30 protein-coding genes are annotated in these 25,195 nt (G+C 36.1%); 21 read left to right on the top strand and 9 right to left on the bottom strand.

What is annotated here, in order from left to right:
- The first annotated feature begins 79 nt into the window (after positions 1-79).
- From abbA to JFT95_RS17495, 7 genes are all read left to right on the top strand, one after another.
- Positions 80-271: an antirepressor AbbA gene (abbA, locus tag JFT95_RS17525; RefSeq protein WP_201052891.1), complete on the top strand. Its 192-nt coding sequence runs from the start codon at positions 80-82 to the stop codon at positions 269-271.
- A gap of 168 nt (positions 272-439) precedes the next feature.
- Positions 440-883 (top strand): cyclic-di-AMP-binding protein CbpB, encoded by a 444-nt coding sequence (cbpB, locus tag JFT95_RS17520; RefSeq protein WP_002014839.1) that lies wholly within the window; start codon positions 440-442, stop codon positions 881-883.
- A gap of 177 nt (positions 884-1,060) precedes the next feature.
- Positions 1,061-1,945, top strand: a complete 885-nt coding sequence (locus tag JFT95_RS17515) for a transcriptional regulator CcpC (protein WP_002014840.1) — start codon at positions 1,061-1,063, stop codon at positions 1,943-1,945.
- Positions 1,946-2,016: 71 nt separating this feature from the next.
- Positions 2,017-2,739: a 2,3,4,5-tetrahydropyridine-2,6-dicarboxylate N-acetyltransferase gene (gene dapD / locus JFT95_RS17510; protein WP_002014841.1), complete on the top strand. Its 723-nt coding sequence runs from the start codon at positions 2,017-2,019 to the stop codon at positions 2,737-2,739.
- Between the two features lie 61 nt (positions 2,740-2,800).
- A complete protein-coding gene (locus JFT95_RS17505) occupies positions 2,801-3,931 on the top strand; it encodes an N-acetyldiaminopimelate deacetylase (RefSeq protein WP_002033831.1) in 1,131 nt (376 codons plus the stop codon).
- A gap of 273 nt (positions 3,932-4,204) precedes the next feature.
- Positions 4,205-5,071: a hypothetical protein gene (locus JFT95_RS17500; protein WP_002014843.1), complete on the top strand. Its 867-nt coding sequence runs from the start codon at positions 4,205-4,207 to the stop codon at positions 5,069-5,071.
- An 83-nt stretch (positions 5,072-5,154) separates the two neighbouring features.
- A complete protein-coding gene (locus JFT95_RS17495) occupies positions 5,155-5,820 on the top strand; it encodes a potassium channel family protein (protein ID WP_000504033.1) in 666 nt (221 codons plus the stop codon).
- A 38-nt stretch (positions 5,821-5,858) separates the two neighbouring features.
- Here the strand turns inward: JFT95_RS17495 and rnjA are convergent, their stop codons facing one another.
- Together rnjA and JFT95_RS17485 are read right to left on the bottom strand one after the other, a co-directional pair.
- Positions 5,859-7,526, bottom strand: a complete 1,668-nt coding sequence (gene rnjA, locus JFT95_RS17490; RefSeq protein ID WP_002033834.1) for a ribonuclease J1 — start codon at positions 7,524-7,526, stop codon at positions 5,859-5,861.
- Positions 7,527-7,530: 4 nt separating this feature from the next.
- Entirely contained in the window at positions 7,531-7,743 is a 213-nt protein-coding gene (locus JFT95_RS17485; protein WP_000576436.1) for a DNA-dependent RNA polymerase subunit epsilon, read from the bottom strand.
- Between the two features lie 547 nt (positions 7,744-8,290).
- Here JFT95_RS17485 and JFT95_RS17480 point away from each other — a divergent pair.
- Positions 8,291-9,064, top strand: coding sequence for a Cof-type HAD-IIB family hydrolase (locus tag JFT95_RS17480; protein ID WP_002033835.1), 774 nt, complete (start codon positions 8,291-8,293; stop codon positions 9,062-9,064).
- Positions 9,065-9,126: 62 nt separating this feature from the next.
- On the opposite strand, the gene def is transcribed toward JFT95_RS17480, so the two are convergent.
- Both def and JFT95_RS17470 read right to left on the bottom strand, forming a co-directional pair.
- Positions 9,127-9,681: a peptide deformylase gene (def, locus tag JFT95_RS17475; RefSeq protein WP_002014846.1), complete on the bottom strand. Its 555-nt coding sequence runs from the start codon at positions 9,679-9,681 to the stop codon at positions 9,127-9,129.
- A gap of 167 nt (positions 9,682-9,848) precedes the next feature.
- Positions 9,849-9,998: a YjcZ family sporulation protein gene (locus JFT95_RS17470; RefSeq protein ID WP_002014847.1), complete on the bottom strand. Its 150-nt coding sequence runs from the start codon at positions 9,996-9,998 to the stop codon at positions 9,849-9,851.
- Between the two features lie 513 nt (positions 9,999-10,511).
- On the opposite strand from JFT95_RS17470, the gene pdhA reads away from it, so the two are divergent.
- The 5 genes from pdhA (at position 10,512) to JFT95_RS17445 (ending at position 15,852) form a co-directional block, all read left to right on the top strand.
- Positions 10,512-11,627, top strand: a complete 1,116-nt coding sequence (pdhA, locus tag JFT95_RS17465) for a pyruvate dehydrogenase E1 component subunit alpha (protein ID WP_000536893.1) — start codon at positions 10,512-10,514, stop codon at positions 11,625-11,627.
- Between the two features lie 3 nt (positions 11,628-11,630).
- Positions 11,631-12,608, top strand: coding sequence for a pyruvate dehydrogenase complex E1 component subunit beta (gene pdhB, locus JFT95_RS17460; RefSeq protein ID WP_002033837.1), 978 nt, complete (start codon positions 11,631-11,633; stop codon positions 12,606-12,608).
- A 93-nt stretch (positions 12,609-12,701) separates the two neighbouring features.
- On the top strand, positions 12,702-13,994 hold the full coding sequence (pdhC, locus tag JFT95_RS17455) for a pyruvate dehydrogenase complex dihydrolipoyllysine-residue acetyltransferase (RefSeq protein WP_002033838.1): 1,293 nt from the start codon (positions 12,702-12,704) through the stop codon (positions 13,992-13,994).
- Between the two features lie 5 nt (positions 13,995-13,999).
- Positions 14,000-15,412, top strand: a complete 1,413-nt coding sequence (gene lpdA, locus JFT95_RS17450) for a dihydrolipoyl dehydrogenase (RefSeq protein WP_088040065.1) — start codon at positions 14,000-14,002, stop codon at positions 15,410-15,412.
- Positions 15,413-15,624: 212 nt separating this feature from the next.
- Complete coding sequence (locus JFT95_RS17445; RefSeq protein WP_002088334.1) at positions 15,625-15,852, top strand: hypothetical protein; 228 nt, start codon at positions 15,625-15,627, stop codon at positions 15,850-15,852.
- Position 15,853: 1 nt separating this feature from the next.
- On the opposite strand, the gene JFT95_RS17440 is transcribed toward JFT95_RS17445, so the two are convergent.
- Positions 15,854-16,246, bottom strand: a complete 393-nt coding sequence (locus JFT95_RS17440; protein WP_002014853.1) for a DUF1885 family protein — start codon at positions 16,244-16,246, stop codon at positions 15,854-15,856.
- A gap of 134 nt (positions 16,247-16,380) precedes the next feature.
- Between JFT95_RS17440 and JFT95_RS17435 the strand changes: the two genes are divergently transcribed.
- The 4 genes from JFT95_RS17435 (at position 16,381) to JFT95_RS17420 (ending at position 17,362) form a co-directional block, all read left to right on the top strand.
- Entirely contained in the window at positions 16,381-16,677 is a 297-nt protein-coding gene (locus JFT95_RS17435) for a DUF3055 domain-containing protein (RefSeq protein WP_000462037.1), read from the top strand.
- A gap of 195 nt (positions 16,678-16,872) precedes the next feature.
- Positions 16,873-17,001 carry a GapA-binding peptide SR1P gene (locus tag JFT95_RS17430; protein ID WP_000536778.1) on the top strand — a complete coding sequence of 43 codons (129 nt, stop codon included), beginning with the start codon at positions 16,873-16,875 and terminating at the stop codon, positions 16,999-17,001.
- 59 nt (positions 17,002-17,060) lie between these two features.
- Complete coding sequence (locus tag JFT95_RS17425) at positions 17,061-17,189, top strand: GapA-binding peptide SR1P (RefSeq protein ID WP_002146000.1); 129 nt, start codon at positions 17,061-17,063, stop codon at positions 17,187-17,189.
- A gap of 44 nt (positions 17,190-17,233) precedes the next feature.
- Entirely contained in the window at positions 17,234-17,362 is a 129-nt protein-coding gene (locus JFT95_RS17420) for a GapA-binding peptide SR1P (RefSeq protein WP_002142969.1), read from the top strand.
- A 37-nt stretch (positions 17,363-17,399) separates the two neighbouring features.
- On the opposite strand, the gene JFT95_RS17415 is transcribed toward JFT95_RS17420, so the two are convergent.
- Positions 17,400-18,230 (bottom strand): protein-glutamine gamma-glutamyltransferase, encoded by an 831-nt coding sequence (locus JFT95_RS17415; protein WP_002014859.1) that lies wholly within the window; start codon positions 18,228-18,230, stop codon positions 17,400-17,402.
- 619 nt (positions 18,231-18,849) lie between these two features.
- Positions 18,850-20,322, bottom strand: coding sequence for an arginine decarboxylase (speA, locus tag JFT95_RS17410; protein WP_002128878.1), 1,473 nt, complete (start codon positions 20,320-20,322; stop codon positions 18,850-18,852).
- Positions 20,323-20,705: 383 nt separating this feature from the next.
- On the opposite strand from speA, the gene JFT95_RS17405 reads away from it, so the two are divergent.
- Complete coding sequence (locus JFT95_RS17405; RefSeq protein ID WP_002014862.1) at positions 20,706-20,975, top strand: UPF0223 family protein; 270 nt, start codon at positions 20,706-20,708, stop codon at positions 20,973-20,975.
- Between the two features lie 80 nt (positions 20,976-21,055).
- Here JFT95_RS17405 and JFT95_RS17400 read toward each other — a convergent pair whose 3' ends face one another.
- The gene (locus JFT95_RS17400; protein WP_002014864.1) at positions 21,056-21,682 is read right to left on the bottom strand and encodes a YktB family protein; all 627 of its coding nucleotides are present in this window, start codon (positions 21,680-21,682) and stop codon (positions 21,056-21,058) included.
- A 205-nt stretch (positions 21,683-21,887) separates the two neighbouring features.
- Between JFT95_RS17400 and JFT95_RS17395 the strand changes: the two genes are divergently transcribed.
- On the top strand, positions 21,888-22,076 hold the full coding sequence (locus JFT95_RS17395) for a hypothetical protein (protein WP_002121995.1): 189 nt from the start codon (positions 21,888-21,890) through the stop codon (positions 22,074-22,076).
- Positions 22,077-22,164: 88 nt separating this feature from the next.
- On the top strand, positions 22,165-22,956 hold the full coding sequence (locus JFT95_RS17390) for an inositol monophosphatase family protein (protein ID WP_002014866.1): 792 nt from the start codon (positions 22,165-22,167) through the stop codon (positions 22,954-22,956).
- Positions 22,957-23,001: 45 nt separating this feature from the next.
- Here JFT95_RS17390 and JFT95_RS17385 read toward each other — a convergent pair whose 3' ends face one another.
- A complete protein-coding gene (locus tag JFT95_RS17385) occupies positions 23,002-23,181 on the bottom strand; it encodes a DUF5325 family protein (RefSeq protein WP_000400127.1) in 180 nt (59 codons plus the stop codon).
- Positions 23,182-23,321: 140 nt separating this feature from the next.
- Between JFT95_RS17385 and typA the strand changes: the two genes are divergently transcribed.
- A complete protein-coding gene (gene typA / locus JFT95_RS17380; RefSeq protein WP_002014867.1) occupies positions 23,322-25,166 on the top strand; it encodes a translational GTPase TypA in 1,845 nt (614 codons plus the stop codon).
- Positions 25,167-25,195: the final 29 nt, after the last annotated feature.

Raw genomic sequence — 25,195 nt, 5'->3', positions numbered from 1 at the left:
AACTGAATATTACATCTGTTAAATAGACTGAAAAATTTATATAATGAGAGTGATGATGCGAGTGCAAGGAGAGGAGCATATGGAAAAGGAATTTGTTTTAACAAGAGAAGAAGAAAATTTATTGTTGGATATTCTGTTTCAGCAAAATTACGCGAGCGAAATTTTAGCGGTGGAGCTTACAGACATTGAGAATGGTTTAAAACAGACAGATGTGACGCAATATAAAAAAATCACAAGATTGTTATACCGATTAAAAAATAAAGGGTATTAAGCACTACCGGAATGGTAGTCTTTTTTTATGTTATATGCTAAAATAGTTATGTATTTTTATTTTTATTAGAAGAATGTCAGGACAAAATAATAATATGAAAACGCTATCATAAAATGTGAATAGGATCGGAGAATATTAGCAGGAAAAAGGGAAAATGGGGGATGTAACATGATTAGTATTCCGAAAGACGAGTTTCAACAAATTCTTGTGAAGGATTTAATGATTTCATCAGATAAAGTAGCACATGTACAAATAGGGAATGGTCTAGAACATGCTTTACTCGTTCTTGTGAAATCTGGATATTCGGCGATTCCTGTTTTAGACCCTATGTATAAACTACATGGGTTAATTAGTACTGCTATGATTTTAGATGGTATTTTAGGATTAGAGCGCATTGAGTTTGAAAGACTTGAGAATATGAAAGTGGAACAAGTGATGAAGGAAGAGATTCCAGTTCTTACGTTAGAAGATTCTTTTGCAAAAGCTTTAGAAATGACAATTGATCATCCTTTTATTTGCGCTGTCAATGAAGAAGGTTACTTCGAGGGTATTTTAACACGGCGGGCTATTTTAAAATTGTTGAATAAAAAAGTGAGACAGCATAATCGATAACGTAGGGAAAGTGACTTCACAGAAAAGGCGAAGTCACTTTTTTTCGTGCATATCAGTTGTGTATGTATTATATTTAAAAAGACATAAAGCATAAGAAAAGTTTGAACTAACAAACCGTTCTAATGTATAAAAGTATGCAATTAAATTAAGGATGAAATACTTATTAAAATTAGGTGTATGGAAGCTAAGGAAAGAGGGAGAAAGTTGCAAATTGATGATTTTCAAATGATGGTTGTGTTAGCTCAGGAATCAAATATGAGAAAAGCGGCGGAACGTTTATTTGTTTCCCAACCTGCGCTTAGTCAACGATTACAATCTATGGAGAAACAATGGGGAATGAAATTTTTTATTCGTTCACAAAAAGGATTAACAATTACACCTGAAGGGGAAAAAGTTGCAAATTATGCAAAAGAAATGTTACAACGGGAAGAGGGTATTAAAAGTGAACTGGCTCTTTTTAGAACCGAAACATACGGTACGTTAAAAATAGCTGTTGCATCAGTCATTGGGCAATATTGGCTTCCACCTGTTTTGAAAAAATTTGTGCATAAGTATCCTTCTGTGAAGATATCTCTGTTTACTGGCTGGAGTAGTGAAGTGCAAAAGCAATTTTATGAAGGAGACGTTCATGTTGCTATCCTGAGAGGATCACAAGAATACAAAGGGCAGAAACAACAATTATTTGAAGATGAATTATATTTAGTTGATAAAGAAATAAAAGATATTTCGATGTTAAAAGAGACAAATAGACCATTTATTCAATTTAAAAGTGATTCGACCTACTATGGACAAATACAAAATTGGTGGTATGGATTATTTTCAAATCCACCTAAGCGAACGATTGTAGTTGACCAAATTGAAACGTGCAAACAGCTTGTTTTAAATGGAATAGGTTATGCTCTTTTACCTTCGACTGTTTTAAAAGAAGTGCAGGAAAATATGTATAAAACACCTGTTCAATTAACGAGAGAAACATGGTTATTGACGAGTGACTCGGCAAGGCAGTTGAAGCAAGTACAAGCATTTTTAGAAATTATAGAAGAAATTCAAATGGAAAAATAAGATTATTGTCTTGCTACTCGCTCTATCGTTTGGTAGAGTAACATTATAAATGGATTTAGGAGGCAACAAGAATGAAAATGATGGACGCTAACGAAATTATTTCGTTTATTCAAAACAGTGAAAAGAAAACTCCTGTAAAGGTATACATAAAAGGGGATTTAAAAGAGGTAACATTCCCTGAAACAGTACAAGCATTTGTAAATAAAAAATCTGGTGTATTATTCGGAGAATGGTCTGAAATTAAGACAATTCTTGATGAAAATAACAAGCACATTGTTGACTATGTAGTTGAGAATGACCGTCGTAATTCTGCAATTCCAATGCTTGATTTAAAAGGTATTAAAGCTCGTATTGAGCCAGGCGCGATTATTCGTGACCATGTAGAAATTGGTGACAACGCTGTTATCATGATGAATGCAACAATTAACATCGGTGCTGTAATTGGTGAAGGTACTATGATCGACATGAACGCAGTGCTTGGTGGACGTGCAACAGTTGGTAAGAACTGTCACGTAGGTGCAGGTGCTGTACTTGCCGGTGTTATTGAGCCACCTTCTGCAAAACCAGTTATCGTTGAAGATGATGTTGTAATTGGTGCAAATGTAGTTGTTCTAGAAGGCGTTACAGTAGGTAAAGGTGCAGTTGTAGCAGCAGGAGCTGTTGTAACAGAAGATGTGCCTCCATATACAGTTGTTGCGGGAACTCCGGCACGTGTAATTAAAGAAATTGATGAGAAGACAAAAGCAAAAACTGAAATTAAACAAGAGCTTCGTCAATTAAACCCAGAGAAATAAAAAATAAAAAGCGTAAGAGCATGAATGTGCTCTTACGCTTTTTATAGATAGAGGTGCAAAAATGACAGTAAGCAAATTTGTCCAAGTTCGTAGAGATTTACATAAAATTCCGGAGATCGGATTTAAAGAGTGGAAAACACAACAGTATATTTTAGATTATATAGGAACGCTTCCTAATGAATATTTGGAAGTGAAAACATGGAAAACAGGTGTAATTGTTAAAGTAAATGGAAAAAATCCAGAAAAAATAATAGGTTATCGTGCAGATATAGACGGTCTACCAATTACAGAGGAAACTGGATATGAATTCTCTTCTGTCCATGAAGGAATGATGCATGCATGTGGACATGATTTGCATGCAACAATCGGTTTAGGACTTCTAACAGCGGCTGTAAGCGAAAGAATAGATGATGATCTTGTGTTTATATTCCAACCAGCTGAAGAAGGTCCAGGTGGTGCACTTCCTATGTTAGAAAGCGATGAGTTAAAAGAATGGAAGCCTAATATGATTCTTGGACTTCATATTGCGCCTGAATACTCTGTGGGAACAATTGCGACAAAAGAAGGTTTATTATTTGCGAATACATCAGAGCTATACGTTGATTTAAAAGGAAAAGGTGGACATGCTGCATATCCGCATACAGCAAATGATATGATTGTTGCAGCGAGTCATCTCGTTACACAACTTCAATCAGTTATTAGTCGTAATGTGAACCCTCTTGACAGTGCGGTAATTACAATTGGGAAAATTACAGGTGGTACAGTTCAAAACATTATCGCAGAAAAATCTCGTTTAGAAGGAACAATTCGAACGCTATCAGTGGAATCAATGAAACGTGTTAAGAGCCGAATTGAGGCAATTGTTGCGGGAATAGAAGCTTCTTTTCAATGTGAAGCTGTTATTGACTACGGAGCGATGTATCATCAAGTGTATAACCATGAGGAGCTAACGAGAGAGTTTATGCAATTTACACGTGAACAAACGACTATGGACGTAATTACGTGTACGGAGGCAATGACAGGTGAAGACTTTGGTTATATGCTTCGAGAGATACCTGGATTTATGTTTTGGCTTGGAGTAAATTCAGAATATGGTTTACATCATGCGAAATTAAAACCAGACGAAGAGGTTATTGAGAAAGCAATTGTATTTTTAAATCAATATGTGAAGTGGAAGGGAAATAGAAAGTGAACTTACTCGCTAATTGTGCAATAGTTTAGAGTGGGGACTTCTTAGTTCAGAGACGAAAACATCTTTCGTATTCGTTAGTGTTAGACATCTTCATACAAATGAGTAAAGTTAAATTTGACGTCTTAATAATGAGCAGGGGGTTTTTAGCCACTGCTCATTATTAATTATTGCTAATAGGGAAGATAATTATTTAACTACCCTATATATGTTTACTTTTAGTATGAAAAGTGTGTAAAATCAATGTGATACATAGAAAAAAGGGTGGGGAATTACGTGCAAATTAGCAGTGCGATTTTATGTTTCGTCTTATATGCATATGTTATTATTGCGGCGGTTTATTTTGGGATAAGTTTTTACGCCTATCGTTTAGCAAATAATAGTGAATATGAAGAAACATACAAATGGGTGAAAAGATATTTGTCACCTGTACTAGAAATTATGAATGGATTTGTTCTTTTTTTATTTATTGGATTAATTGCTTTCTCGACGAGTTTAGTAGGGAATAAGACTACGTTATTTGTACTAGGTATCATTATTTTTATGCTATTAGGAATTCGGATTGGTAATACGGTGTTTTGGAACGAAAGAAAAATAGATGGTTGGACAGGGATGTTTATTCCATGTATGTTAGCTGCAATTGTGACGAATATAGAACATGAATATTATCAATTACATTTTTGGCTTATCATTGTTTTAACAATCCTCTCTGTTTTGTATATAAGTACTGTCGTGCTAACATACATCGCAAATGAAAAAGGAGACGCAAAAGGTGCGCACTTCTTTAGAGGGCGTGCATTATTATGGAGTGTGCCGACGATGGCAGTTATAGGAATTATTGCGATATTAGTAAATGGATATCAATTTACTAATTGGCAATTGTTTTTAGAAACTTGGTGGATCTTCATTGTTTCGCTTGTAGCTTTTTTAGGCGCAACACATTATTTATTCCATCAACATCATTACATATTGGCACTGTTATTCGCATTTACACAACTTTTATTTGCTTTTTTCGGACAAGAAACGCTATTGTTCGTTTTTGAAACATTTAGTTCATTTGGAAATATATTTGTATTTGGTATGTTAATTTTCGGTATCGCGTTTTATTTACAACAGTATTTTTATATGCAAAAACAAAAATAAGAAGTATATACAGGTTTTTGTAGCGAATTTAAAGTATGTTACAATAAAAGTACATAGTATTTGATGTTATTGGAGGAATTCCTGTGGGCGAAAAAGAGAAAGAATTTGCTGTTATTGGGCTTGGCCGTTTTGGTGGAAGTATTTGCCGTGAATTAGCTCAATTAGGTATGGAAGTAATGGCAATTGACTCAGATGAGGATAAAATTAATGAGTTTGCAAATATAGCTTCGCATGCTGTAATTGCAGATTCAACAGATGAGATGGTATTAAAAAGTCTTGGTATTCGTAATTTTGATCATGTAGTCGTTGCTATTGGAGATAATTTGAATTCAAGTATTTTAACAACGTTAATTTTGAAAGAATTAGGTGTGAAAAATATTACTGTAAAAGCTCAAAATGACTATCATGAAAAAGTGTTAAGTAAAATAGGGGCAGATCATATTGTGCATCCAGAACGAGATATGGGAAAAAGGATTGCTAATAATATCGCATCAAGTAATGTGTTAGATTACCTAGAGCTTTCAGATGAGCATAGTATTGTAGAGATTATCGCAAATAAAAAAATTGATGGGCACTCTTTAATTGAATTAGATATTCGTGCGAAGTTTGGTTTGAACATTGTAGCAATTAAACGTGGAAAAGAAGTTATCGTATCTCCTCGAGCTACAGAAAACGTTCAGGCGGGAGATATATTAATTGTAATTGGTCATGACGATGAAGTAGATCGTTTTAAGCATTTTTTAAGATAAGAGAAAAGGACAATGCCGAGGAGGCATTGTCCTTTTTCTTATATTTCCATAATGATTGGTAAAATCATTGGACGACGTTTCGTTTTTTCGTATAGGAATGGTGCTAATGTGTCTGTAATCTCATTTTTAATTTCAGACCATTGTGTTGTTTTTCGCTCCATTACTTTTTCTAAATGTGTTGTAATTAATGTTTGAGCATCGTTGATTAAATCGCTGCTTTCACGCATATAAACGAAACCACGCGAGATGATATCAGGTCCTGCTGCAACTTTAAATTCTTTCATATCAATGCTTACAACTACAATAACAAGTCCTTCTTCAGAAAGAATGCGACGATCACGTAATACGATATTACCGATATCTCCAATACCATTTCCATCGATATAGACAGAGCCAGATGGGATTTTCCCAGCTACGCTTGCTTCATCAGAACGTAAAGCAAGAACATCTCCATTATCCATAATGAAACAATTTTCTTCTGGAATACCACAATCATTCGCTAATTTCATATGCATACGTTGCATACGATATTCACCATGAATTGGCATGAAATATTTCGGCTTAATAAGACGTAGCATTAACTTTTGTTCTTCTTGTCCACCGTGTCCACTCGTATGAATATTTGAGAGTTTACCATGGATTACATCAGCACCAGCGCGGTACAACATGTTAATTGTACGACTTACACTAATTGTATTGCCTGGGATTGGTGAAGAAGAGAAAACAACTGTATCGCCAGGGATAATTTGAATTTGACGATGTGTACCATTGGCAATACGTGAAAGTGCTGCCATCGGCTCCCCTTGACTACCTGTACATAACATAACAACTTTATTAGCTGGTAGGCGGTTTAGCTGAGCTGTGTCTATGAATGTATCCTTTGGACACCGGATATAACCAAGGTTTTGTCCGATTTCAATAGCCGCTTCCATACTTCGACCGAATACAGCTACTTTACGATTGTTTTCAACAGCAGCCTCAACAACTTGTTGTAAGCGATGGATATTCGATGCAAAGGTTGCGAATATAATACGACCGTCTACTTTGCGGAATATATCTTGAATACTATCACCAACGCGGCGCTCAGACATCGTAAAGTTTGGCACTTCACTGTTTGTACTATCAGATAAGAGACAAAGTACACCGTCTTTTCCGATTTCGGCCATTTTTGTTAAATCTGCTGGCTCACCTACTGGTGTGAAATCAAATTTGAAATCACCTGTATGAACGACTTGTCCTTGAGGTGTTTTCACAACAACTCCGTATGAATCCGGAATACTGTGAGTTGTACGGAAGAAGGAAACAGATGTCTTTTTAAATTTAATAACATCATCTTCTTGAATTTCATAAAGTTTTGCTTTACGAAGTAATCCGTGCTCTTCTAATTTGTTTTTTATTAGGGCAATTGCTAATTTTCCGCCGTAAATTGGAATGTTTACTTGACGTAATAGATAAGGAATTCCACCGATATGATCTTCGTGACCATGTGTAATGAATAATCCTTTAATTTTATCTTCGTTTCGCACAAAATAAGTGTAATCTGGTATTACATAATCGATCCCGAGGAGTTCGTCTTCTGGAAATTTAATTCCAGCATCAATTATAATAATTTCATCTTGAAATTGAACAGCATATGTATTTTTACCGATTTCACCAAGACCACCGAGGGCAAAAACGGCAGCTTGATCATTTTTTAGGAATTTCATATGACTATACGATCTCCGCTAATATTAAATCAGCGTTTTGTTTTTCATATTCAAGATGAGCACCAGTAACAGACTGAACGAACTCGATATTATATGCGAACTTATTTAATTTTTTACGAACATCCTTTTGAGACGTAGCCTCTAAATATAAAACTTTTGTATTTTCACGTACTGGGACCTCAGTTAATTTTTCTTGATAAAATACTTTAAAAATCATTTGGAAAACCTCTCCTTGTCTATGTTTTGCATTATCTGTTACTTATTATAAAGCAAACAGTCACGATTTTCATGTTTTTTCGAATGAGAATGAAGAAAAAGCCCGAAATGGGCACAATTTAAGCGATTGTCTTCTTACGGACTAAATCGTTTAAATAACGCTTGAGCTTTTTCTTCAGCTTCTTCAGCATGATTACTCCTTCCTTTCCTTATTTAAAACATGCATATTACTAATGATAACTCTGTCTCCCATACAAGAAAGAAGATTAGAAGTGAATAGTGAATCTTGTTCTTTTTAGTATAGTGTAAGTTATCTTGTAGTAACGATTAGTAGCCGTTAGTTATAGATATAGTATGAGGAAGAATAGAAAAGAAAATTCATCCGAACAAGTATCCACATTTTTTCACTAATAGTATATGCACATTTCATAAATAAGGTCAGAAAGTGAACGCTTTCTTCACAGATGTTTAATATGTTATACTTTTTTTGAAATTTGAAAAGTGATAATCAAAATAGGAATATAGAGTGCCAGAAAGGATTTTGACAAATGAATGATAAAATTGTCTTTTTTGATATTGATGGAACATTATTAGATCATGATAAGAAAATTCCGCAATCTACAAGAGATGCAGTAAGAGATTTACAAGAAAAAGGTGTGCATGTAGCGATTGCGACAGGGCGTGCGCCATTTATGTTTGAAGATATTCGTGAGGAACTCAATATACATAATTATGTTAGTTTTAACGGGCAGTATGTTGTATTTGAGGATGAGGTATTATTTAATAATCCATTACATCCTGATGCTCTACATAAGTTTACTCAGTTTGCAAAACAAGAAGGATATCCACTTGTATATCTTGACCATCAAGAAATGAGAGCGTCAGTGGAATATCATGATTATGTAAAAGAAGGTTTTGGAAGCTTACAATTCGATCATCCGGCATATGAACCCGATTTTTATGAGAAACGCGATATTTATCAAACGCTTCTTTTTTGTGAAGTAAACGAAGAAGAAAAGTTTATTCATCATTATCCAGATTTTCATTTTATACGCTGGCATGCATATTCAATGGATATTATCCCTAATGGTGGTTCTAAGGCAAAAGGGATTGAGAAGTTTATTGAGAAAATAGGATTTAATCGTGAACAAGTATATGCATTTGGGGACGGATTAAATGATTTAGAAATGATTGAAGCAGTAGGAACGGGCATTGTGATGGGGAATGGTCATGAGGATTTGAAAAAACTTGCTAATTATGTGACAAAAGATGTTAATGAAGACGGTATTTATCACGGATTAAAGTGGGCTGGCTTGTTATAAGTAAGTGTGGAACCCATTTCATATAATAAAAAGGCGGAAGGTTAACTTCCGCCTTTTTACTATTATCGCTCGAGAGGTTTTGAATCATCGGGAGCCACAAATGGATTGTCTTTATTAATATGGTCATAGAACATAACACCGTTTAAATGGTCGATTTCATGTTGGAATACAATTGCTGGTAAACCTTTTAATCGCAGTTTTACGTCTTCACCGTTAATCGTTGTTGCCTTTACTGTAATTCTCGTGTAACGAGGGACATAACCAGGTACTTCACGGTCTACAGATAGACAGCCTTCACCATTTTGTAAATATGTACGTTCAACAGAATGACTAATGATTTTTGGGTTAAATAATGCGTAGCTATATAACGTATCGTTCGTATCAGTTACATGAACCGCAATCATTTTCTTTGAAATACCGATTTGCGGAGCCGCTAATCCGATTCCGGGGCGTAAATTATATTTTTCAGCCATTTCAGGGTCCTGGCTATTTATTACAAATTCAATCATTTCTTTAAGAGTATTTGTATCTTCCTCGCTAGCAGGTAAGGAGACCTCTTCTGCGACGTCGCGCAAAATAGGATTTCCTTCACGAATTACCTCATTCATTGTAAGCATATGTAATCTCTCCTTTCTCCTTTAGTCTACCAAAGGAGATAAAAAAAGTCATCGGCAAGTAAGGAAGAGCTACTTGGAAACAAATCTTCTACAGATAAGTTATGTAATAAAAAGAAAAGACGGCAAAGCCGTCTGTTTCTTTCCATAGTTGTTTCATTTTACATTAATTAGCGAATGCAAGCAGCACCGACGATAATTAAAAGGATAAACAACACAACGATTAAGGCGAAGCCGCTTCCAGATCCGCCACAAGAACCGCCATAACCGTAGGAAGGATATGAACAAGTTGTTGGATAGCAATATGAGTATCCGTACATGAGATGACCTCCTTTATCATTTCCCGCTAATACTGCGGTTACTATAATGTATGGAGGAATGATCAGAAATGTATAGGTATTTACCTATAAAAGGAAGAAGTGTTTGTATAATTTTCTTGAGAAGAGAGAAAAACTAAGGAGAATTAAATCGTTTACATATTATTCTAAGAGAAAAAATAAGTTAAAAAGGGAATAATATAACAGCAGGTTATTGCTTACTAATACAGATGTGAAAAATAAAAACACGTTTGTGTAGAGGAAACCGGCATATTATTTATAAAAAAACGTATTCAAAGTAATTGACATCGTAATTAGAATAGTTGTAAACTAAAAAACGTGATCAAGATTGTATTAATATGTTTTTGAAAAAACATTAGTACAGATTGTTAGGTACACAAAATTATTCTCAACCGACAAACAAATTTGTTGGTTTACATTGTTGCGCTTTCAGTCTAGCTAATAGATAGTGAAAGCGTTTCAGAATATGGTTCAAGAGAGGAAGAGGTGAACGGAATGGGTACTAAAACAAAAAAGACCCTATTTAATGTTGATGAGCAAATGAAAGCTATCGCAGCTCAATTTGAAACATTACAAATTTTAAATGAAAAAGGCGAAGTTGTGAATGAAGCAGCTATGCCTGAATTATCTGATGATCAATTAAAAGAATTAATGCGCCGTATGGTGTATACTCGCGTACTAGATCAACGTTCTATTTCTTTAAACCGTCAAGGACGTTTAGGTTTCTACGCACCAACTGCTGGACAAGAGGCTTCTCAATTAGCAAGTCATTTCGCACTTGAAGCAGAAGATTTCATCTTACCAGGATATCGTGACGTTCCACAATTAGTGTGGCACGGTCTACCATTATACCAAGCATTCTTATTCTCTCGTGGACATTTCATGGGTAACCAAATGCCTGAGAATGTAAATGCACTTGCTCCACAAATCATTATCGGTGCGCAAATCATCCAAACTGCTGGTGTTGCGTTAGGTATGAAATTACGTGGTAAAAAATCTGTTGCAATTACTTACACTGGTGACGGTGGTGCTTCACAAGGTGACTTCTACGAAGGTATGAACTTTGCGGGTGCATTCAAAGCTCCAGCAATCTTCGTTGTACAAAACAACCGTTATGCAATCTCTACTCCAGTAGAAAAGCAATCTGCAGCTAAAACTGTAGCACAAAAAGCAGTAGCAGCAGGTATTTACGGAATTCAAGTAGACGGTATGGATCCATTAGCTGTATACGCAGCAACTGCTTTCGCTCGTGAGCGCGCAGTAAATGGCGAAGGTCCTACTTTAATCGAGACTTTAACATTCCGTTATGGTCCACATACAATGGCTGGTGATGACCCAACTCGTTACCGTACAAAAGATATCGAAAACGAATGGGAACAAAAAGATCCAATCGTACGCTTCCGTGCATTCTTAGAAAACAAAGGCCTATGGTCTCAAGAAGTTGAAGAGAAAGTTATCGAAGAAGCAAAAGAAGATATCAAACAAGCAATTGCTAAGGCTGACCAAGCTCCAAAACAAAAAGTTACTGATTTAATGGAAATCATGTACGAAAAAATGCCTTACAACTTAGCTGAACAATATGAAATTTACAAAGAAAAGGAGTCGAAGTAAGCCATGGCTCAAATGACAATGATTCAAGCAATCACTGATGCTTTACGCGTTGAAATGAAAAATGATCCTAACGTACTTGTGTTTGGTGAAGACGTTGGTGTAAACGGCGGAGTATTCCGTGCTACTGAAGGTTTACAAGCTGAATTCGGTGAAGATCGTGTAATGGATACTCCACTTGCAGAGTCTGGTATTGGTGGACTTGCAGTTGGACTTGCACTTGAAGGCTTCCGTCCAGTTCCAGAAATCCAATTCTTCGGTTTCATTTTTGAAGTAATGGATTCAGTTTCTGGTCAATTAGCTCGTATGCGTTACCGTTCTGGTGGACGTTGGACTGCTCCAGTAACAATTCGTTCTCCATTCGGTGGTGGTGTTCATACTCCTGAACTACATGCTGATAGCTTAGAAGGATTAGTGGCACAACAACCTGGTCTAAAAGTTGTTATTCCATCTACTCCATACGATGCAAAAGGTCTTTTAATCTCTGCGATTCGTGACAACGATCCAGTTATCTACTTAGAGCATATGAAATTGTACCGTTCATTCCGTCAAGATGTACCAGAAGGTGATTACACAATTGATTTAGGCAAAGCTGACATCAAACGTGAAGGTACAGATGTATCTGTTATCGCTTATGGTGCTATGGTTCATGCTGCATTAAAAGCTGCTGAAGAACTTGAAAAAGAAGGTATCTCTTTAGAGGTTGTTGACTTACGTACAGTTCAACCATTAGATATCGAAACAATCATCGCTTCTGTTGAAAAAACAGGCCGCGTAGTTGTAGTTCAAGAAGCTCAAAAACAAGCTGGTATTGCAGCTAACGTTGTAGCGGAAATTAACGACCGTGCAATCTTAAACTTAGAAGCTCCAGTTGTACGTGTTGCAGCTGCTGATACAGTATTCCCATTCTCTCAAGCTGAGAGCGTATGGTTACCAAACCATAAAGATATTGTTGAAGCTGTTAACAAAGTAATGAACTTCTAATTTTTAGTTTTTCATGTGCAAAAGAAATCAGCACATGCTGGTTTCTTTTGTACATATTCCATAATAATGAAATGAATCAGGGGGCTGAATTCCGTGGCATTTGAATTTAAACTACCAGATATCGGTGAAGGTATCCACGAAGGTGAAATCGTAAAATGGTTTATTAAACCAGGCGATGAAGTAAATGAAGATGATGTACTTCTTGAAGTACAAAATGATAAAGCAGTAGTAGAAATCCCTTCTCCTGTTAAAGGTAAAGTACTTGAAGTACTTGTAGAAGAAGGAACAGTTGCAATTGTAGGAGATACATTAATTAAATTTGATGCTCCTGGATACGAAAACCTTAAATTTAAAGGTGACGATCATGATGAAGCTCCAAAAGCTGAAGAAGCAGCAGTAGAAGCTCCAGCAGCGGAAACTACTCCAGCAGCAACTGCAGAAGTAGTAAATGAGCGTGTAATCGCTATGCCATCTGTTCGTAAATATGCTCGTGAAAAAGGTGTAGATATTCATAAAGTAGCTGGTTCTGGTAAGAACGGCCGTGTTGTGAAAACTGACATCGATGCATTTGCAAATGGTGGACAAACTGTAGCAGCAACTGAGGCTCCAGCAGCAGTAGAAGCTACTCCAGCAGCAGCAGCGAAAGAAGAAGCACCAAAAGCACAACCAATCCCAGCTGGTGAATATCCAGAAACTCGTGAGAAAATGAGTGGTATCCGTAAAGCGATTGCGAAAGCAATGGTTAACTCTAAGCATACAGCTCCTCACGTAACATTAATGGATGAAGTAGATGTAACAGAACTTGTTGCTCACCGTAAGAAGTTCAAAGCTGTTGCAGCTGACAAAGGTATTAAATTAACTTACCTTCCATACGTTGTAAAAGCTTTAACATCTGCATTACGTGAATTCCCAATGTTGAATACTGCTTTAGACGATGCTTCTCAAGAAATCGTTCATAAACATTACTTCAACATCGGTATCGCAGCTGATACAGACAAAGGTCTATTAGTACCAGTTGTTAAAGATACAGATCGTAAATCTATCTTTACTATTTCTAACGAGATCAATGAACTTGCTGGTAAAGCACGTGATGGTCGTTTAGCTCCAACTGAAATGAAAGGTGCTTCTTGCACAATTACAAACATTGGTTCTGCAGGTGGACAATGGTTCACTCCAGTTATCAATCACCCAGAAGTAGCAATCCTTGGTATCGGCCGTATCGCTGAGAAACCAGTTGTGAAAAACGGTGAAATCGTTGCAGCTCCAGTATTAGCATTATCTCTAAGCTTTGACCATCGTTTAATTGACGGCGCAACTGCTCAAAAAGCATTAAACCAAATTAAACGTCTATTGAATGACCCACAATTATTAGTAATGGAGGCGTAATAACAATGGTAGTAGGAGATTTCCCAATTGAATTAGATACAGTCGTTGTTGGTGCAGGTCCTGGTGGATACGTTGCGGCAATTCGTGCAGCACAATTAGGTCAAAAGGTAGCGATTATTGAAAAATCTAACCTTGGTGGCGTATGCTTAAACGTTGGATGTATTCCTTCAAAAGCGTTAATCAATGCAGGTCATCGTTATGAGAATGCAATGCATTCTGATGACATGGGTATCACTGCAGAGAACGTAAAAGTTGACTTTACAAAAGTTCAAGAATGGAAAAACGGCGTAGTTAAGAAATTAACTGGCGGTGTTGAAGGCCTTCTTAAAGGTAACAAAGTTGAAATCATTCGCGGTGAAGCTTACTTCGTAGATGCTAACACATTACGCGTAATGACTGAAGATGCAGCACAAACTTATACGTTTAAAAATGCTGTTCTTGCAACTGGTTCTACACCAATCGAAATTCCAGGATTCAAATACTCTAAACGTGTTATCAACTCTACAGGCGCTTTAAGCTTAACTGAAATTCCTAAAAAACTTGTTGTAATCGGCGGCGGTTACATCGGTATGGAATTAGGTACTGCATATGCTAACTTCGGTACAGAAGTTACTGTAGTAGAAGCTGGCGACGAAATCTTAGCTGGTTTCGAAAAAGCTATGAGCTCTGTTGTTAAACGTGCTCTACAGAAAAAAGGTAACGTAAATATCCATACAAAAGCTATGGCTAAAGGCGTTGAAGAAACAGAAACTGGCGTAAAAGTTAGCTTTGAAGTTAACGGTGAAATCCAAACTGTAGAAGCAGATTACGTATTAGTAACTGTAGGTCGTCGTCCAAACACTCAAGAAATCGGTCTTGAGCAAGTTGGAATTAAAATGACTGACCGTGGCATTATCGAAATTGATGAGCAATGCCGTACAAATATTTCAAACATCTATGCAATCGGTGATATCGTTCCTGGACCACCATTAGCTCACAAAGCTTCTTACGAAGGTAAAGTAGCTGTTGAAGTAATTAGTGGCCATGCATCAGCAATCGATTACATCGGAATTCCTGCAGTATGCTTCACTGATCCAGAATTAGCATCTGTTGGTTACACTAAGAAACAAGCTGAAGAAGCAGGAATGACAGTAGCTGTATCTAAGTTCCCATTCGCTGCAAACGGTCGTGCGTTATCATTAAACAGCACTGACGGTTTCTTACAACTTGTAACGCGTAAAGAAGATGGTCTTCTTGTAGGTGCACAAGTTGCAGGTGCAGGTGCTTCTGATATTATCTCTGAGATTGGTTTAGCTATCGAAGCTGGAATGACAGCTGAAGATATCGCTCAAACAATCCATGCTCACCCAACATTAGGTGAAATCACAATGGAAGCAGCTGAAGTTGCTCTTGGAATGCCAATTCACATTGTAAAATAATTTAAGTAATGTAAATACCCCATCTCTTATTTAAAGAGATGGGGTATTTTTATTTTCATAAAATGACTTGCAAGGTCTTTATATGTACTTGTCGAATGAATATATAATACTTTAAATGAACCGTTAGCATATATGCCGTTATATAATATGTAATTGATTCAAACTTAATCCCATATATTAATAAAATAGAGCATGTCAAAGGAGAAGGTTCCATGAGAATATTACATGTTATATTTTATCATTTTCTATTATGGAGTGGTTTTTCCATTGTATTAACATTATCGAATGGTGATAAGTTTCATTATAAAGTAATTCTCTTTTTCGTATTTCTTTATTTGGCATATGTGATTGCATGTTTTGTATTACACGTAAGAAAGCAGGCATTATTCCTTACGTGTTCAAATTGCATACTTTTTTTAATCATATTCTCTATTTTTTAAATTAACGTTTATAGAAATACATTGTTCTTCCATTAAATAGTTGTAACTCTCCTTCTAATTTCTTCGCTAGAAAACGGCTAAATTCATTTGCTTTTCCTTTATCACCAAATGTTGCTGTAGTAGGCAAAGAAACCTGAATAAAAGATTGTTCCTTTTCTATTCCAATCCCAACATAAATAGAATCATATCGATCGTGACTCGATTGGAGTTTTAATGTTGTTGCTGATGTATCTAATATTTCATAAGGAAAAGCTGTATTTGTATAAGCATAATTAATTTGATCACCAGTCTTGGAAGTAACGGTTTTATAGTTATGAAAAAGGTGTTTAACATCTTCTATTGAAACAGATTGTTGATTGGATTTAGGTACAAGTGTGATAAAGGCGTGTTGCATACAAATTCCCCCTTAGCTTAGTAGAATAATATCATTCTACATCCTACTGAATTTTTTGACAATTAAAAGGAGTATTCCTTTTTTTGTTTAATATATTAATGAGTAGGAAGTGTTATTTAGAAAGGTGGAAACTCATGTTTGAAAAATTGTATGATGAGCATGAAAGTGTGAAGGTACGATTTTTAGGATTTATGACGCATGATACACGTTATGATTTTGGAGTTATTTATACAAATATGTTTTTTGGAAAGCCACTTATTGTTTGTATGCAAACAGGGAGATCTACTTTGCTTGGGAGAGATGATGTAGAAAATGTTCCATATATACAGGAAACTTTTAAGTTAGGATCGGAAGAGGAGGCGGAGGAGTTAGCTCAGTTTTTTAAATTTCTTGTTCCGTCTACTTCTTTGCATGCGGAGTATGAAGAATAATTAACAAGAAACAGTCGTACGTATGAGATATGGCTGTTTTTTTGTGTTAATATCGCATACTAATTTAATTTTAAAATATTTAATGTGTTATACTAAAAACCTATTGACGTAAAAAGTATAACATATTAAAATAAAGACAGAAAGTTAAGCGGTTACAAAAGTTTTTGGGATTATAAACTTAGGGGGAAATGAAAAATGGGAACAATCGTATGTCAAGATTGTGAAGGTACAATTGCACACTTCGAGGATGAGAAAGTAACGGTACTTTACGGGAAATGTGGATCTTGCGGATGTGATCACACAGAACATACAAAAGCCCAATAATTGATAGGAAATTGACAGCTAAAAGTTTTTAGGACCATAAACTTAGGGGGAAATGAAAAATGGGAACAATCGTATGCCAAGTTTGTGAAGGAACAATCGGACATTTTGAAGATGAGAAAACGACAGTACTTTATGGGAAATGTGGTTCCAATTGTGACTGTGCTAGTAGAGAAAATGCGAAAGCTTAATCATATATAAGTAGATTATTCTTTAAACTCAGGGGGAAATGAAAATGGGAACAATCGTATGCCAAGTTTGTGAAGGAACAATCGCACATTTTGAAGATGAAAAATCAACAGTACTTTATGGGAAATGTGGATCTCATTGCGAATGTGACCATACAGAACATACAAAAGCTTAATAATTAAGAAAAAACGCCTACACATGTAGGCGTTTTTTTAATAGATTGTAGTTGTATGCCCGACTGTTGCAACAATTGCATCATCTCTAATAGGAATAAATCCTATTGATGTTTGTGGCGTGTTAGGAGGGGCATATTGACTCATCATACGGCTATCAATACGAGTAATAAAATCGGTTAAATAAGCTGAAATAAAAGCATAAGGGATCCTTCGTTCATTTAATGAATAAATAATTTCCTCTTTCGTTTTTACGCCTACGCCATGTCCGTAAAAAAAGAAGTTTCCTAGATAGATTGCATTTTCTCCTTGCCACTCAATCGTAGCTGGATTAACTTGTGGGTTTTTAAAGTAAACGAGGTCACCTGGAACGATATCGCCACTCGTTTTTGTTATGAGCTTTAAGTCGCGATCGTAGTCCCATGTATAAAGTAAGAGGTTTGCGAATAGACGGTTGAAAGTTTTTTCCTCATATAATGATAGTAATGCTTTGTAAAAAATGATAATCATTGCGGTGGCACATTCAGTTCCATATAGTTTTCCGTTTTTAAAAATATCTTGGATGGCAATGGAAGGGGCTATGTTTGGAAGTAGTTGAAATCCGCCAAGTGATGTTCTTTCCCAAAACTGAGGATTGCAAAAAGATTGTTGAAACGTACGAAACTGAAATCCACTTTGAAAAAGTTCTAGCGCGGAAGTAATAATATTAACTCGTAAATTAAGATCAAAGCTGAGTTCATCGGCTGTTCGGAAGGAATAAACTTCTTGATTTCCCGCCATTATGGATAAAATCTGTTGTTTTTCAGCTGCAAATGGCTCATATTCATTTGTGATATAAGGGTGTACAATAGAACGGCCTATCACAATCATAATGGTATCCCCACCTATACGTTACAGATTTCGCGATACGGGAAAGCCTATATTGGACTTTAGACATAGGATGAAAGTATCGCTTTTTCATAGAAAAACATTTATCCCGCTATTTGCGGGCAGTAAGAATTCCACCTCAAAATTCGGCTGGAGCCCTGCTGCCCGTAAACGCCCGATTGGTGAAGGCTAATAATCAGTGGGGATGAACAAAACCCCACTGATTAAAGTTTCACTTTATATTTTGGTAGACTTTAACTACAGACAAGTACAAGTCTTTAAAACGCCAATGTGTTCTTTGAAAAAAGATAGCATAGGGAGTTCGATAGCCGAATTCAAGCTATCGGTAAAATGATATGTGTCGTCAAGAACAAGACGCTAAAACACCTGAACACGAATCTGTACGGTATGGTATAAGTACCGTAGCTCACGAACCTATACGGTCTGTTGTGAGAGTGGTGATGGCACACCGCAATCTTGCACGTCAGCGATACCAGAAATGGACTTCGCCTTAGGTAGCAAGAATCCCACTGATGTTAGTCAGCTTGCCCCATTAGGGTGGGAATGTCAAATTCTTTAGTATCGTATGAAAAAAAGAGAAAAAAGGTGAAAGAAAAGCCTATCAACTGATAGGCTTGTACTCTTTAATAACACGTAATGTTTGTAATGTCATATCTTCAGGACCTTGTACAGGTAACCCAGCTTCTAAATTTTTAAGAATATACTCTAAGTTATCTTGTGTAATAATTTCCCCCGGAGTAAAGATTGGAATCCCTGGCGGATAAACCATAACAAAATCAGCTATAATACGACCTGCTGCGTTTTCAAATGGAATGACTTCTGTTTCTGAATAAAAAGCATCTCTAGGAGAAAGTGCTAGCACAGGTATTTCTGGTATTTCTACTTGTACTTGAACACCTTTGTCTGCTCTATTTCTATATGTTGCTGCTAAATCTTGTAATGCTGTAATAAGTGTATCTGTTTCACTTTCTGTATCTCCAAATGTGATAAGACAAAGTATGTTATATAAATCAGAGAGTTCTACTTCAATGTTGTAATGTTCTCTAAGCCATACTTCAGCCTGATGGCCTGTAATACCTAAATCTTTTACAGATACAATTATCTTTGTAGGATCATAGTTAAAAGTAGCATCTGTTCCTAGCATTTCTTTTCCGGGACAATAAAGATGCTCAATAGCATTAATAGCATCACGAACATGCTCAGCTAATTGTATTGTTTGTTCTATGAGAGCTGTTCCTTCTGTAGCAAGACGTTTTCTAGCAACATCAAGGGATGCTAACAAAATGTAAGAAGTTGATGTAGTCGTAAGCATGCTAATAATGGATTGGACATGCTTTACGTTCACAAGACCTTCTTTTACATTAAGAATAGAGCTTTGGGTTAAAGACCCACCTAATTTGTGAACACTTGTTGCTGCCATATCTGCACCTGCTTGCATAGCTGATATTGGTAGTTCATCATGAAAATGGATATGAACACCGTGAGCCTCATCAACAAGTACAGGAATATCGTAAGAATGAGCTAATTCTACAATCTGCTCTAAATCTGCAGCAAACCCAAAATATGTTGGATTTATAACAAGTAAGCCTTTCGCATCTGAGTGCTCTTCAAGAGCCTTTTTGACAGATTGAATTGTGATCCCATGTGAAATACCGAGCTTCGGATCAATCTCAGGATGCATGAAAATTGGTTTTGCACCTGAGAAAATAATAGCTGACATTACTGATTTATGCACATTCCGTGGCACGAGGATTTTATCCCCAGGACCGCACACGCTCATCACCATTGTCATAATTGCACCACTTGTACCTTGAATAGAAAAGAACGTATGATCTGCACCGAAAGCAGCGGCTGCTAAATCCTGTGCTTCTTTAATCATACCTTTTGGATGATGTAAATCATCGAGCGGCGCAATATTAATTAAATCAATTGCTAATGCATTATGCCCAATAAATTCGCGAAATGTAGGATCCATGCCCTGTCCTTTTTTATGACCAGGAATATGGAATTGAACTGGATTTCGCTTACTGTGCTCAACTAAAGCGGTAAACAATGGTGTTTCGTATTGGGACAATCTATACACCCCTTCTTCTTCGTAATATTTATTAGAGTTTGTTTTATATGATTTCATCTCATTCTAAAAGGAAATTAAGATGACAAACTTTTAGAACTTGACTTGTTTTTCTGCCATTCGCAAAAGCCTTTTTTGGGATGGTAGTCTCACTTTATTCTCTATAAAACAAAAGCATTATATCACCAATAATTATAGATGTATAGAAAAATCGCATTTTTAAGGTGAGTATGTTTAATAGTTATATTTTAAATACTGCAAAGAGGAAGACAATTCCATTGAAATGGATAAATGGTGTATAATGCAGAGTGGCTATAGTGAAGAATAAAAGGTTGTCTTAAAGGTAGCATAATGGAAAAAGAAAGAATACTGAATGAGGTGCAAAAATGGAATATCAATATCCACTTGATTACAATTGGTCAAATGAAGAAATGGTAGCAGTTGTAAAGTTTTATGAAGCGATTGAAAAGGTATATGAAAAAGGAGTTTTGAGAGAAGATTTGATGGAATTATATCGTCGTTTTAAAGAGATTGTGCCATCGAAGGCAGCGGAGAAAAAAATTGATAAAGAATTTCAAGAAGTAAGTGGATATTCTATATATCGTACGATTCAAAGAGCAAAAGAAGTAGCGGAAAAAAAGATTGTAAAAATGTAAAAATATTTTGAAAATTAAAATGCAAAGTGCTATAATGTGATAACAACTAAAAACGGACAATATAAATTGTCCGTTTTCTACTATCGATTACAAAGTGCATATAAAGGAAGGAGTGGTTGCATCGTAGATTCAATCTTAGCAAGGAATTGTTCGTTGGTCATTGCTGAAAACTCCTCTGGTGATATATGAATACCGACTAATAACTCTGCTTTTTTCACAGTAGCTAAACGTTCAATCATCTTTTGTAAGTCTTCCGTTTCAAGCGTTTTATGTAGTTTTACACCTGGTTTAGTATGGTCAATGGACCAAACGAAGTCATTTGGAATATTTGTTTTTAAATCATTTAAATGTTCTAAGAAGGCGTGAGCCGTCTCCACTTTTTGTGGACACTCATAGATTAAACCAAAGTATATGAAGGCGTGAGTACCCCATAAACCAATTTGAAAGTGTGGTAACATTTTATATCCACGTTTATTTGTTGAAAAAGCAACCCAAGTATCGTTTGGTGGATTGACTTTGCGGCGTGCATGTTTTGCTACATGGTAGAAAAAGTTTTCATCAGTTTGTTGTGATAAATATTCTGCAAATTGTTCCCCTAAAGCTTCTAGCTTAGGATGAATATTCGTTTTAATTGCGCTCATTCGTTCTTCAAGACCATCAACAGTAAAGACTTCAAAATCAGTTGATGTGAATGTTTGTAGTGTCATGATTGTTCCTCCAACTCCTATTTTGTTTTAATTTTAGCATAGCTTGTACTATTCATAAAAAAAACATCACAAAAAAATTTAAATAAAAAAATATAATTTTGTTGCATAGATGATTTATCCAACATAGTATAGTATAAAACAAAAAATCAGAAAATTGAATCAATTCTAGTCCGAGGGCAGACGAATATTGGGAGGAGGCAAAAAAATGAGACAGGTGATTAATGCGTTAAAGAGAACAGATGCTGAAAAGAGAATTCCGGTGCTACGTTTGGAGCTAGATTATGAATTAGCAACTTTATATGATGCGATGATGGATAACGACAAACAGAAAAAAGAAGAGTGCGTACAAAAATTAGAAGTGTTAAGACTTGAAATGATCCGTTTAGAAGCGTAATAATAGTATATGTATAAATAATTAGTTGGTGCGAACCTTATAAAGGGTTCGTTTTTTCTGTGAACAGTATAGATCGGAGTGTTTAAACATGCAAGAAGTATGGAAAGACATCGATACACACGCGAAACAGTGGATTCGAGAAGCCGGAGAACAATTAATGGCGTCACTGAAAAAAACACTTATTATAGAAACAAAGTCAAATGCAGCTGATCTAGTAACAAATATGGACCGAGAAACGGAGCAGTTTTTAATTGGGAAAATTAAAGAAACATTCCCACATCATAATATTTTAGGAGAAGAAGGCTATGGAGATGAGATTACCTCTTCTAATGGGGTTGTTTGGTTAATTGATCCAATTGATGGCACGATGAACTTTGTTCATCAAAAAAGAAATTTCGCAATCTCAATCGGGATTTATGAGAACGGTATCGGAAAGATTGGTCTTATTTATGATCCAGTTCATGACGAACTATATCATGCGGTAAAGGGAGAAGGGGCTTTTTGCAATGATTTAGCTATTCCCATGTTGGAAAAAGGAACGGTAGAGCATGGAGTTATAGCTTTGAATGCGATATGGCTTACTGATAATCCATTGCTTAATATGGAAAAAATGATGATGCTCGTTAAGAAGGCAAGAGGTACGAGGTCATATGGTTGTGCAGCGTTAGAAATGGTATATGTTGCCACGGGAAGATTAGACGCATATGTAACACCGCGCTTATCGCCATGGGACTTTGGCGGGGGACAGATTATTGTAGAGGAAGTTGGCGGTAAAGTGACAACGTTCTTGGGAACGCCTCTTTCTATTGTAGAGAAAAGCAGTGTGTTAGTTGCAAAACCAGGAGTATACGAAGAATTATTACCATTTGTATCGCAATAATGAAAAAAAAGTAAGAGGCATAAAGAAGCTTCTTACTTTTTAATGTTATTGCGATTTACGCATTTTTCTTTTTGTTACAAAACCGTATCCAACTGTAACAAATGTGCCGATAATGCAAATAATAATGCCGATGGGACTATTTTCAGCAATCATAATTCCGATACCAATTAAGAAGATAACACCGATAATTGCTGTTAATAAAAAGCGATATTGAATGTGTTCCATTTCTTCACCCTCCAATCTTATTTTACTTTCACAAAAGTAAGAATACAACTATATTTTCATTCTTGATTTTATTTTGATTGCCATTGTATCCCCTTCGCTCTTATAATAGAGAAGGATTAAAAAGACATTAGGAGTTGGACATGTTGAAAAAACGACAAGATTTACGAAATATAGCAATTATTGCCCACGTTGACCATGGTAAAACAACACTTGTTGACCAGTTATTACGTCAAGCGGGGACGTTCCGTGCGAATGAACATATTGAAGAACGCGCAATGGACTCAAATGATCTAGAAAGAGAACGTGGTATTACAATTTTAGCGAAGAATACTGCGATTCACTATGAAGATAAAAGAATTAACATTTTAGATACACCTGGTCACGCTGACTTCGGTGGAGAAGTAGAACGTATCATGAAAATGGTTGATGGTGTTCTACTTGTAGTTGATGCATATGAAGGTTGTATGCCACAAACACGATTTGTTTTAAAGAAAGCTCTTGAGCAAAACTTAACTCCAATCGTTGTTGTAAACAAAATTGACCGTGACTTCGCTCGCCCTGATGAAGTAGTTGATGAAGTAGTTGACTTATTCATCGAACTTGGTGCAAACGAAGATCAATTAGAGTTCCCAGTTGTATTTGCATCAGCAATGAACGGAACAGCAAGCTTAGATTCAAATCCAGCAAATCAAGAAGAGAATATGAAATCATTGTTTGACACAATCATTGAACATATTCCAGCACCAATTGATAACAGCGAAGAGCCACTTCAATTCCAAGTAGCACTTCTTGATTACAATGACTATGTTGGGCGTATTGGGGTTGGACGCGTATTCCGCGGTACAATGAAAGTAGGACAACAAGTTGCATTAATGAAAGTTGACGGAAGTGTAAAACAATTCCGTGTAACTAAATTATTTGGTTACATTGGATTAAAACGTCAAGAAATTGAAGAAGCAAAAGCTGGAGATTTAGTAGCTGTTTCAGGTATGGAAGATATTAACGTAGGTGAAACGGTATGTCCGGTTGAGCATGAAGAGGCTTTACCATTATTACGTATTGATGAGCCAACATTACAAATGACATTCCTTGTAAATAACAGCCCATTTGCAGGTCGTGAAGGTAAATTCATTACTTCTCGTAAAATTGAAGAGCGTCTTCGTTCACAATTAGAGACAGATGTAAGTTTACGTGTAGATAATACAGATTCTCCTGATGCATGGATCGTATCTGGACGCGGAGAGTTACATTTATCTATCTTAATTGAAAACATGCGTCGTGAAGGTTATGAACTACAAGTATCTAAGCCTGAAGTAATTATTAAAGATGTCGATGGCGTAAGAAGTGAGCCTGTAGAGCGCGTACAAATCGATGTTCCTGAAGAATACACTGGTTCTATTATGGAATCAATGGGCGCACGTAAAGGTGAAATGTTAGATATGGTGAATAACGGAAACGGTCAAGTTCGCCTTACTTTCATGGTTCCAGCACGTGGGTTAATTGGTTACACAACAGAATTCCTAACATTAACTCGTGGTTATGGTATTTTAAACCATACATTTGATTGCTACCAACCAGTACATGCTGGACAAGTGGGTGGACGTCGTCAAGGTGTTCTAGTTTCACTTGAAGCAGGAAAAGCATCACAATACGGTATTATGCAAGTTGAAGACCGTGGTGTAATCTTCGTTGAACCAGGTACAGAAGTATATGCTGGTATGATCGTTGGAGAACATACACGTGAGAATGATTTAACAGTTAACGTTGTAAAAATGAAACAACAAACGAACATTCGTTCTGCAACGAAAGATCAAACTTCAACAATGAAAAAACCACGCTTAATGACTTTAGAAGAGTCATTAGAGTACTTAAACGATGATGAGTTCTGTGAAGTAACTCCAGAATCAATTCGTCTACGTAAAAAGATTCTTGATAAGAGTGAGCGCGAAAGAGCTGCTAAGAAAAAGAAATCTGTAGAAGCGTAAAAATAAAAAAAACAACTACCTTTATAAAA

The organism is Bacillus sp. TH17 (genome assembly GCF_016651125.1).
In the GTDB taxonomy this organism is placed as follows: domain Bacteria; phylum Bacillota; class Bacilli; order Bacillales; family Bacillaceae_G; genus Bacillus_A; species Bacillus_A mycoides.
This window is presented reverse-complemented; position numbering and strand designations above follow the sequence as displayed.

Bases quoted from the DNA above. Each gene is read 5' to 3' on its own strand.
- abbA (WP_201052891.1), top strand. From the start codon at position 80: ATGGAAAAGGAATTTGTTTTAACAAGAGAAGAAGAAAATTTATTGTTG.
- cbpB (WP_002014839.1), top strand. From the start codon at position 440: ATGATTAGTATTCCGAAAGACGAGTTTCAACAAATTCTTGTGAAGGAT.
- JFT95_RS17515 (WP_002014840.1), top strand. From the start codon at position 1,061: ATGGAAGCTAAGGAAAGAGGGAGAAAGTTGCAAATTGATGATTTTCAA.
- dapD (WP_002014841.1), top strand. From the start codon at position 2,017: ATGAAAATGATGGACGCTAACGAAATTATTTCGTTTATTCAAAACAGT.
- JFT95_RS17505 (WP_002033831.1), top strand. From the start codon at position 2,801: ATGACAGTAAGCAAATTTGTCCAAGTTCGTAGAGATTTACATAAAATT.
- rnjA (WP_002033834.1), bottom strand. From the start codon at position 7,526: ATGAAATTCCTAAAAAATGATCAAGCTGCCGTTTTTGCCCTCGGTGGT.
- JFT95_RS17485 (WP_000576436.1), bottom strand. From the start codon at position 7,743: ATGATTTTTAAAGTATTTTATCAAGAAAAATTAACTGAGGTCCCAGTA.
- JFT95_RS17480 (WP_002033835.1), top strand. From the start codon at position 8,291: ATGAATGATAAAATTGTCTTTTTTGATATTGATGGAACATTATTAGAT.
- def (WP_002014846.1), bottom strand. From the start codon at position 9,681: ATGCTTACAATGAATGAGGTAATTCGTGAAGGAAATCCTATTTTGCGC.
- JFT95_RS17470 (WP_002014847.1), bottom strand. From the start codon at position 9,998: ATGTACGGATACTCATATTGCTATCCAACAACTTGTTCATATCCTTCC.
- pdhA (WP_000536893.1), top strand. From the start codon at position 10,512: ATGGGTACTAAAACAAAAAAGACCCTATTTAATGTTGATGAGCAAATG.
- pdhB (WP_002033837.1), top strand. From the start codon at position 11,631: ATGGCTCAAATGACAATGATTCAAGCAATCACTGATGCTTTACGCGTT.
- lpdA (WP_088040065.1), top strand. From the start codon at position 14,000: ATGGTAGTAGGAGATTTCCCAATTGAATTAGATACAGTCGTTGTTGGT.
- JFT95_RS17445 (WP_002088334.1), top strand. From the start codon at position 15,625: ATGAGAATATTACATGTTATATTTTATCATTTTCTATTATGGAGTGGT.
- JFT95_RS17440 (WP_002014853.1), bottom strand. From the start codon at position 16,246: ATGCAACACGCCTTTATCACACTTGTACCTAAATCCAATCAACAATCT.
- JFT95_RS17435 (WP_000462037.1), top strand. From the start codon at position 16,381: ATGTTTGAAAAATTGTATGATGAGCATGAAAGTGTGAAGGTACGATTT.
- JFT95_RS17430 (WP_000536778.1), top strand. From the start codon at position 16,873: ATGGGAACAATCGTATGTCAAGATTGTGAAGGTACAATTGCACACTTC.
- JFT95_RS17425 (WP_002146000.1), top strand. From the start codon at position 17,061: ATGGGAACAATCGTATGCCAAGTTTGTGAAGGAACAATCGGACATTTT.
- JFT95_RS17420 (WP_002142969.1), top strand. From the start codon at position 17,234: ATGGGAACAATCGTATGCCAAGTTTGTGAAGGAACAATCGCACATTTT.
- JFT95_RS17415 (WP_002014859.1), bottom strand. From the start codon at position 18,230: ATGATTGTGATAGGCCGTTCTATTGTACACCCTTATATCACAAATGAA.
- JFT95_RS17405 (WP_002014862.1), top strand. From the start codon at position 20,706: ATGGAATATCAATATCCACTTGATTACAATTGGTCAAATGAAGAAATG.
- JFT95_RS17400 (WP_002014864.1), bottom strand. From the start codon at position 21,682: ATGACACTACAAACATTCACATCAACTGATTTTGAAGTCTTTACTGTT.
- JFT95_RS17395 (WP_002121995.1), top strand. From the start codon at position 21,888: ATGAGACAGGTGATTAATGCGTTAAAGAGAACAGATGCTGAAAAGAGA.
- JFT95_RS17390 (WP_002014866.1), top strand. From the start codon at position 22,165: ATGCAAGAAGTATGGAAAGACATCGATACACACGCGAAACAGTGGATT.
- JFT95_RS17385 (WP_000400127.1), bottom strand. From the start codon at position 23,181: ATGGAACACATTCAATATCGCTTTTTATTAACAGCAATTATCGGTGTT.
- typA (WP_002014867.1), top strand. From the start codon at position 23,322: ATGTTGAAAAAACGACAAGATTTACGAAATATAGCAATTATTGCCCAC.